Origin of the sequence: Kitasatospora sp. NPDC096147 (assembly GCF_044763225.1) — a bacterium.
GTDB lineage: Bacteria > Actinomycetota > Actinomycetes > Streptomycetales > Streptomycetaceae > Kitasatospora.
On the sequence record NZ_JBIWFX010000020.1, the window covers coordinates 108,777 to 117,173 of the forward strand.

9 protein-coding genes and 1 pseudogene are annotated in these 8,397 nt (G+C 71.5%); all 10 read right to left on the minus strand.

Translation table 11 applies throughout. The annotated features are described in order from the left end of the window. Window positions 1-126: 126 nt before the first annotated feature. Window positions 127-678 (minus strand): adenine phosphoribosyltransferase, encoded by a 552-nt coding sequence (locus ACIRBX_RS35710; RefSeq protein ID WP_402303965.1) that lies wholly within the window; start codon window positions 676-678, stop codon window positions 127-129. 22 nt (window positions 679-700) lie between these two features. Beyond that, complete coding sequence (gene secF, locus ACIRBX_RS35715; protein WP_402303966.1) at window positions 701-1,825, minus strand: protein translocase subunit SecF; 1,125 nt, start codon at window positions 1,823-1,825, stop codon at window positions 701-703. A 4-nt stretch (window positions 1,826-1,829) separates the two neighbouring features. Next, window positions 1,830-3,611, minus strand: a complete 1,782-nt coding sequence (secD, locus tag ACIRBX_RS35720; protein ID WP_402303968.1) for a protein translocase subunit SecD — start codon at window positions 3,609-3,611, stop codon at window positions 1,830-1,832. Window positions 3,612-3,753: 142 nt separating this feature from the next. Further along, a complete protein-coding gene (gene yajC, locus ACIRBX_RS35725) occupies window positions 3,754-4,146 on the minus strand; it encodes a preprotein translocase subunit YajC (RefSeq protein ID WP_402303969.1) in 393 nt (130 codons plus the stop codon). A gap of 211 nt (window positions 4,147-4,357) precedes the next feature. Then, entirely contained in the window at window positions 4,358-5,434 is a 1,077-nt protein-coding gene (gene ruvB, locus ACIRBX_RS35730) for a Holliday junction branch migration DNA helicase RuvB (RefSeq protein WP_402303981.1), read from the minus strand. A gap of 38 nt (window positions 5,435-5,472) precedes the next feature. Further along, entirely contained in the window at window positions 5,473-6,087 is a 615-nt protein-coding gene (gene ruvA / locus ACIRBX_RS35735; RefSeq protein ID WP_402303971.1) for a Holliday junction branch migration protein RuvA, read from the minus strand. Beyond that, window positions 6,084-6,629, minus strand: a complete 546-nt coding sequence (gene ruvC, locus ACIRBX_RS35740) for a crossover junction endodeoxyribonuclease RuvC (protein WP_402303973.1) — start codon at window positions 6,627-6,629, stop codon at window positions 6,084-6,086. The genes ruvA and ruvC overlap by 4 nt, the downstream gene beginning before the upstream one ends. A 120-nt stretch (window positions 6,630-6,749) precedes the next feature. Then, window positions 6,750-7,508 carry a YebC/PmpR family DNA-binding transcriptional regulator gene (locus tag ACIRBX_RS35745; RefSeq protein WP_402303974.1) on the minus strand — a complete coding sequence of 253 codons (759 nt, stop codon included), beginning with the start codon at window positions 7,506-7,508 and terminating at the stop codon, window positions 6,750-6,752. A gap of 66 nt (window positions 7,509-7,574) precedes the next feature. Beyond that, window positions 7,575-8,195: a pyridoxal 5'-phosphate synthase glutaminase subunit PdxT gene (gene pdxT / locus ACIRBX_RS35750; protein WP_402303975.1), complete on the minus strand. Its 621-nt coding sequence runs from the start codon at window positions 8,193-8,195 to the stop codon at window positions 7,575-7,577. Between the two features lie 85 nt (window positions 8,196-8,280). Then, window positions 8,281-8,397: pseudogene (locus ACIRBX_RS35755) on the minus strand (pyridoxal 5'-phosphate synthase lyase subunit PdxS); the annotation flags it as partial.

Genomic DNA, 8,397 nt, shown 5'->3' on the forward strand with positions numbered 1-8,397 from the left:
GCGCGGCGCCCCCGCCGGGGGGGGGGGTGGGGGTGTCTTCCCCCCCCGGCCGGCCCCCCCCGGGGGGGGGCGGCCCCCCCCCCCGCGGGGGGCGCCCCCCCCCCCCCCCCGCGTCGTGACGGTCCCTCAGACGGTGACCAGGGTCTCCAGCGGTGCGCCGTTCAGGTGCGGGGTCAGCCGCTCGCGGCCCGGCAGGAAGCTCAGCTCCATCAGCACCACCACGCCGGCCAGCTCGGCCCCGGCCTGCTGGACCAGGTCCAGCGAGGCCGCGATGGTGCCGCCGGTGGCCAGCACGTCATCGACCACCAGCACCCGCTCCCCCGGGGCGAAGGCGTCGCACTGCACCTCCAGGGTGGCCGAGCCGTACTCCAGGTCGTAGGACTTCGCGAAGACCTCGCCGGGCAGCTTGCCCTTCTTGCGGATCGGCACGAAGCCCAGCCCGGCGGCGTACGCCGCCGGGGCGGCCAGCACGAACCCCCGTGCCTCCAGCCCGACCACCTTGGTCGCCCCGAGCTCCGCCGCCCGGGCGGCCAGCGCCCGGGTGAGGGCGCCGAACGCCTCGGCGTCGGCGAGCAGCGGCGCGATGTCCTTGAACAGCACGCCCGGCTTCGGGTAGTCGGGGACGTCCTTGATCCGGCTGTTGAGCAGCTCGGCCAGGGCGGGGTCGGGAGAGGTCACGGGGGTCCTAGGTGCTGGGTCGTCAGTGCTTGCCGGACGGGCGGCCCCGGGTACGGGACTTGCTGACCGGCTGGTTCCGCTGTCCGACCATACCGGCTGACTCGTCGTCGGCCTCGTCCTGCGGCGCCTGCGGGTCCTCCTCGGGCAGGCCGGCGGCGGCCCGCTCCTCGGCGGCCTTGGCGTCGGCGGCCCGGCGGGCGGCGACCTTCTTGGCCAGCGCGCGCATCTCGGGGGTGGCCTCCTTGAGCTGCGCGTAGAGCGGGGTCGCCACGCAGATCGAGGAGTAGGCACCGGCCGCGAGACCGATGAACAGGGCCAGCGAGATGTCGTTCAGGGTGCCGGCGCCCAGGAAGCCACCGCCGATGAACAGCAGCGCGGCGACCGGGAGCAGGGCGACGACCGTGGTGTTGATGGAGCGGACCAGGGTCTGGTTCAGGCCGGCGTTGGCCGCCTCGCTGAAGGTGACCTTGTTCTGCCGGGTGATGCCCTTGGCGTTCTCCTTCACGGTGTCGAAGACGACGACCGTGTCGTAGAGCGAGTAGCCGAGGATGGTGAGGAAGCCGATCACGGTGCCCGGGGTGACCTCGAAGCCGACCAGGGCGTAGACGCCGATGGTGATCAGCAGGTCGTGGATCAGAGCGACCAGGGCGGCGATGGCCATCCGCCACTCGAAGGCGATGGCCAGGTAGATGGTCACCAGGACCATGAAGATGACCAGGCCGAGCAGCGCCTTCTTGGAGATCTCCTCGCCCCAGCTGGGGCCGATCACCTGGGCGTTGATCTCGTTGGCCGGGACGGCCAGGTCCTTGGACAGCTCGGAGATGAAGGTCTCCGCCGGGATCTGCTCCTCGGCCGAGATCTGGATCTTCACCGCGCCCTTGTCGGTGGACTGCACCAGGGCCTTGGTGTCGTGCAGGATCGAGTCGGCCGCGGTCTGCGCCTGCGAGACGGTCAGGCCCGGCTTGGTGACGGTGTAGACCGAGCCGCCCTCGAACTCGATGCCGAGCTTGAGGCCCAGCGCGAGGCCGATGCCGGCCACCAGGACGATGACGGCCGAGATGCTGTACCAGAGCTTGCGCCGACCGACGAAGTCGAAGCTGATCTCACCCTGGTAGAGACGGTGACCGAGGTTGCTGAAGCGTGACATCGCGTCAGACCTCCTTGGCGGCAGTGGCGGAGGTGCGGCGGCGACCGCGCACCGGAGGACGGGCGCCCAGGCGCTTCGGGTCCAGGCCGGACCAAGGGTGACCCTCGGCGAAGAACTTGGTGCGGGCGAGCAGGGTGATCAGCGGCTTGGTGAAGAAGAAGATCACCACGACGTCCAGGGCGGTGGTCAGACCGAGGGTGAAGGCGAAGCCCTGCACCTTGCCGACCGAGACGAAGTAGAGCACTGCGGCACAGAGGAAGGAGACGAAGTCCGACACCAGGATGGTGCGCCGGGCACGCGGCCAGGCGCGCTGGACGGCCGGGCGGAGCGGGGCGCCGTCGCGGACCTCGTCGCGGATGCGCTCGAAGTACACGATGAAGGAGTCGGCGGTGATGCCGATCGCGACGATCGCGCCGCAGACCGCCGGGAGGTTCAGCGCGAAGCCGATGCCCGCGCCGAGCAGCGACATGATCGCGTAGGTCAGCGCGGCCGAGACCAGCAGACCCAGGATGGAGACCACGCCGAGGCCGCGGTAGTAGACCAGCGAGTAGAGCACCACGAGCAGCATGCCGATGGCGCCGGCGATCAGACCGGCCGTCAGCTGGTCGCCGCCGAGCTGCGGGGAGACGGTGGTGACGTCGCTCATCTGGAAGGTCAGCGGGAGCGCACCGAAGGAGAGCACGTCGGCCAGCGCCTTGGCCTCCTGCTGGGTGAAGCTGCCGGAGATCACGGCCGAGCCGCCGGGGATGGCGCCCTGGACGTACGGGTGGGAGACCACCTTGCCGTCGAGCACCACGGCGAACTGGTTGGCCGGGGAGGGCTGGGTGGCCAGCTGGCCGGTGATCGCGGAGAACGCGTCGGCACCGGTGCTGTTGAACTGGAGCTGCACCTGCCAGCCGGCACCCTGCTGGGTGTCGTAGGTGGCGGTGGCCTTGGAGATGGTGTCGCCGTTCACGGCCACCGGGCCGAGGGCGAACTTGTACCAGATGCCCCCCTGCTCGGCGTCGTAGGAGCAGGCCACGGTCGGCTTGGTGAGGTCGGTGCCCTGCTGGTCGACGCGCTGCGCCGGGACGGAGCAGTCCAGCGCGGCGAACTGCTGCTGCAGCTCGGCCGGCACGGTGCCCTGGGTGAGGGCGGCCGACAGGTCGGCGGCGCTCGGGGCGGACGGCTGCGCGCTCGGGGTGCCGGAGGCGGCGGCGCTCGGGGTCGCGGTCGGGTCGGCCTTCAGCGCGTCGGTGACGGCGCGGCCGGCCTTGGTCGCGGACGGGCTGGCGCTCGCGGACGGGGTGGCCGACGGCGGCGGGGCGGCCGAGGAGCCGGCGCTCGGGGTGGCGGCGGCCGACGGGGTGCCCGAGGCGCTCGGGTCCGCGGTGGGCTGGGTCAGCGCACCGGTGGGCGCGACCGCGAGGACCGGACGGAAGTAGAGCTTGGCGGTCTGACCGACGTCCTTGATCGCCTTCTCGTTGCCACCATCCTTGTTGGGGATGTTGACGATGATGGTGTCCGAGCCCTGGGTCTGGACCTCGGCCTCGGAGACACCGAAGGCGTTCACCCGCTTCTGGATGATGTTGACCGCGGTGTCCATGTTGGACTTGTTGATCGCGGCGGGGTCATCCGACTTGGCGGTCAGCGTGATGCTGGTACCGCCGGCGAGGTCGATCCCGAGACGCGGCGTCGTGTGGCCGGTCCCGAACATGAGGGCGACCAGTCCGACGGTGACGACCAGGATGAAGGCCAGCGCCCGTCCCGGGTAACCGTCGCGCGGGCGCGACTTGGGTGTTGCCACCTTGCTCGTTTCTCCCTGTCCATGCCGCCGCCCACCGGACCCTGTCCGGTAGGCGGCGGATAGGGGCAAGGTGGCCTGACGGCCCGTGAGGTCCTGTTAGCGCGCGGCCAGTTGCCGCTGCGGTCGGGGATGGCCGACCGTACTACTTGTCCTTGGGGGCCTCGGTGGCGGCACCTCCGTTGTCCGGGTCGTCCGCCTTGTCGAAGCTGACCGGCTTCTCGTCGGCCTCGTCCGCGGCCTCGATCTCCTCGTCGGCCGGGCGGCCGTTGATGATCGCGTCGTACTCCTGCGGCTCCAGCACCGCGGCGATCGCACCCTTGGTGAAGTGGGCGACCACGCCGGGGGCGAGCTCCAACTCGACGGTCTCCTCGTTGACCGACTTGACCTGGGCGTACATCCCCCCGATGGTGCGGACGCCGGCGCCGGGCTCGAGGCCGGCCCGCATCTGCTGCGCCTGCTCCTGCCGCTTCTTGTTCGACCGGAACATCATGAACAGCACGGCGATCATGATCAGGGGAAGGATGAGCGTTGACACAGCCTGTAGTCCTTGTCCAGGCCGTCTGCACAGCGACGGCCATTGGCTTTTGGTCGGCCCGTCGGTTGAGAGGGGCGGTCCGGCGGAGTCTAAGCGACCACCGCTGATCGGACAACGCCAAGCATGTCATCCTGCCGCCGTTGGTGGCGACATCCACCAGGAACGCTTTGCTCACGATCTTTCCGTCGGATCCGCACGAACGGACCCCTGGTCAGCGCTCGGTCGCGCCGAACAGGTCGCTCTGGCCGGGCACCGCGCCCCGGGTGCCCTGGAGCGGCGGGGTCATCCCGAGGTGCTGCCAGGCGGCGGCGGTGGCGATCCGGCCGCGCGGGGTGCGGGCCAGCAGCCCCTCCCGGACCAGGAAGGGCTCGGCCACCTCCTCCACCGTCTCGGCCTCCTCCCCCACCGCGACGGCCAGCGTGGACAGGCCGACCGGGCCGCCGCCGAACAGCCGCAGCAGGGCGTCCAGCACCGCCCGGTCCAGGCGGTCCAGACCACGGGCGTCCACCTCGTAGACCTCCAGCGCCCGGGCCGCGATGTCCCGGCTGACCAGCCCGTCGTGCCGGACCTGGGCGAAGTCCCGGACCCGGCGCAGCAGCCGGTTGGCGATCCGGGGGGTGCCGCGCGAGCGCCCGGCGATCTCGGCCGCCGCCGCGCCGTCGAGCTCCACGTCCAGCAGGGCGGCCGAGCGCAGCACCACCCGCTCCAGCTCGCTCGGCGCGTAGAACTCCATGTGGCCGGTGAAGCCGAAGCGGTCGCGCAGCGGCGGCGGCAGCAGACCGGCCCGGGTGGTGGCGCCGACCAGGGTGAAGGGCGGCAGCTCCAGCGGGATGGCGGTGGCGCCCGGGCCCTTGCCGACGATCACGTCGACCCGGAAGTCCTCCATCGCCAGGTAGAGCATCTCCTCGGCCGGGCGGGACATCCGGTGGATCTCGTCCAGGAAGAGCACCTCGCCCTCGGTGAGCGAGGAGAGGATCGCCGCCAGGTCCCCCGCGTGCTGGATGGCCGGGCCGGAGGTGATCCGGATCGGGGCGCCCAGCTCGGCCGCGATGATCATCGACAGGGTGGTCTTGCCGAGTCCGGGCGGGCCGCTGAGCAGCACGTGGTCGGGTGCGGTGCCGCGCTTGCGGGCCGCCTGGAGCACCAGCGAGAGCTGCTCGCGGACCCGCTCCTGGCCGATGAACTCGTCCAGCAGCTTGGGCCGCAGCGCAGCCTCCACCGCCTGGTCCTCACCGTCGGCGGCGGCGTCCACCACCCGGTCGGCGGGGTCGGAGTCGTACGGGCTCATCGGGGCGGGCTCCTGACGGTCCATCGGCGGATGCGGTATCAGCGGGTGCGGTTGAGCGTGCGCAGGGCGGCCTTGAGCAGGGCACCGACGTCCGTGGTGGTCTGCTCCTCGGCCTCCGGGGTGACGGCGGTGACGGCCTCGTCCGCCTCCCGGGCCGCGTAGCCGAGGCCGACCAGCGCGGCGTGCAGCTGCTCGCTCCACGGAGCGGGCCCGGCGGCCAGCGGCTTCTGCGCCGGGACGGCCGCACCGCTCGGGGCGCCGAGCTTGTCCTTGTACTCCAGCAGCAGCTTCTGGGCCAGCTTGGGGCCGATCCGGGGGACGGCGGTGAGCGACTTGGCGTCGCCCTGGGCGACGATCCGGCGCAGCTCGTCGGGGGTGAAGACGGCCAGCATGCCGAGCGCCATGGTGGCGGCCACGCCGCTGGCGGTGAGCAGCACCTCGAAGGTGGCCCGCTCGTCCTCGTCGGCGAAGCCGTAGAGGGTGAGCGAGTCCTCCTTGACGATCAGCGCGGTGGTCAGCCGGGCCGGCTCGCCGATCCGCAGCGTGCCGAGGGTGCGGGGGGTGCACTTCACCAGCATGCCGACCCCGCCGACCTCGACGACCGCGCTGCCGGCGGTGACGGCGGCGACCGGGCCCTGGACGAAGGCGATCATCGGCGGTACTCCCTGCTCCTGGGGCTGCTCTGCTTGGCCGTGGCGACGGCGGCGGCGAGGCGGTTGGTGGTGGCGCCGCGCCAGATGTGACAGATCGCCAGCGCCAGTGCGTCGGCGGCGTCGGCGGGCTTGGGCGGCTCGGCGAGCCGGAGCAGCCGGGTGACCATGGCGGTGACCTGGGCCTTGTCGGCCCGGCCGGAGCCGGTGACGGCGGCCTTGACCTCGCTCGGGGTGTGCAGGGTGACGGGGATGCCGCGCCGGGTGGCGCAGAGCATCGCGACCGCGCTGGCCTGCGCGGTGCCCATCACGGTGCGCACGTTGTGCTGGGCGAACACCCGCTCCACCGCGACGAGTTCGGGCCGGTGCAGGTCGAGCCACTGCTCGATGCCCTGCTCGACCCGGAGCAGCCGGGGCCCGATCTCCTCCTCGGCGGGGGTGCGGATCACCCCGACCCCGACCATGGTCAGCGGTCGGCCGGGGGTGCCGTCGACCACCCCGACCCCGCACCTGGTCAGCCCAGGGTCCACGCCCAGCACCCGCACCTCTGCCCCGCCTCCGTCCGTCCGACCCGCTGAGGCTACCCCCCGGTTCCGACAACCCCGCGAACGACACCGGCCCGGCGGTCCAGGAGGACCGCCGGGCCGGTGTCACGGACCGTCAGCTCACTCGGCGTCGAGCTGCGCGCCGACCTCGTCGCTGATCTCGAAGTTGGCGAAGACGTTCTGCACGTCGTCGCTGTCCTCGAGGGCGTCGATCAGCTTGAAGATCTTGCGGGCGCCGTCCACGTCCAGCGGGACCTGGAGGTCCGCGACGAAGTTGGCGTCGGCCGAGTCGTAGTCGATCCCGGCGTCCACCAGCGCGGTCCGGACGGCGACCATGTCGCTGGCCGAGCTGATCACCTCGAAGGACTCGCCGAGGTCGTTGACCTCCTCGGCGCCCACCTCCAGGACGACCTCGAAGACCTTGTCCTCGTCGACCCCGTCCGCCTTGGGGACGATGATGACGCCCTTGCGGTTGAAGAGGTACGAGACCGAACCCGGGTCGGCCATGTTCCCGCCGTTGCGGGTCATCGCGACCCGGACGTCGGAGGCGGCGCGGTTGCGGTTGTCGGTGAGGCACTCGATCAGGACCGCCACGCCGTTCGGGCCGTAGCCCTCGTACATGATGGTCGAGTAGTCGGCCCCGCCGGCCTCGGCACCGTCGCCGCGCTTGACGGCGCGGTTGATGTTGTCGATCGGGACCGAGTTCTTCTTCGCCTTCTGGATGGCGTCGTAGAGCGTCGGGTTGCCCGCCGGGTCGCTGCCGCCGGTCTTCGCCGCCACCTCGATGTTCTTGATCATCTTGGCGAAGAGCTTGCCGCGCTTGGCGTCGATCACGGCCTTCTTGTGCTTGGTGGTAGCCCACTTAGAGTGGCCGGACATCGCCAGCTCCTTTACGTCGCCAAAGGGAAATGAACAGAAGGGATCTTACCGGTGCCGGGCGCCGGTTCAGCCCGCGGCCGCCGCGACGGACTCCTCGGCCATCCGGACGAAGTACTCGTGCACCCGGTGGTCGCCGGTCAGCTCCGGGTGGAAGGAGGTGGCCAGCAGGTTCCCCTGACGGACCGCCACGATCCGGCTGTCCGGGCCGTCCGCGGCCGGCAGCTCGGCCAGCACCTGGACGCCCGCGCCGACCTCCTCGACCCACGGGGCGCGGATGAAGACGCCGTGCACCGGCTGCTCCATGCCCTCGAAGGCGATGCCGGACTCGAAGGACTCGTTCTGCCGGCCGAAGGCGTTCCGACGGACCGTCATGTCGATCCCGCCGACGGTCTCCTGGTCGTCCCGGCCGTCCAGGATCTTGTCGGCCAGCATGATCATGCCCGCGCAGGTGCCGTAGACCGGCATCCCGGCCCGGACCCGCTCGCGCAGCGGCTCCATCAGGCCGAACAGCAGCGCCAGCTTGGACATCGTGGTGGACTCCCCGCCGGGGATCACCAGCGCGTCCACCTCGGCCAGCTCCTCCGGCCGGCGGACCTCGCGGGCGATGGCGTCCGCCGAGGCCAGCGCGATCAGGTGCTCACGGACGTCGCCCTGGAGGGCCAGGACGCCGATGACGGGGGTGCTCACGGTGTTACCTCACTCGGGGTTGTTCGGCGGACGTGCGGCGGCCCGCCGCGCGATCAAGGCTGCGCGGCGGGCCGACCGGACGTGATTACCAGCCGCGGTTGGCGTAACGCTCGGTCTCGGGCAGGGTGTCGCAGTTGATGCCGACCATGGCCTCGCCGAGGTTGCGGGAGGCGTCCGCGATGATCTTCGGGTCGTCGAAGAA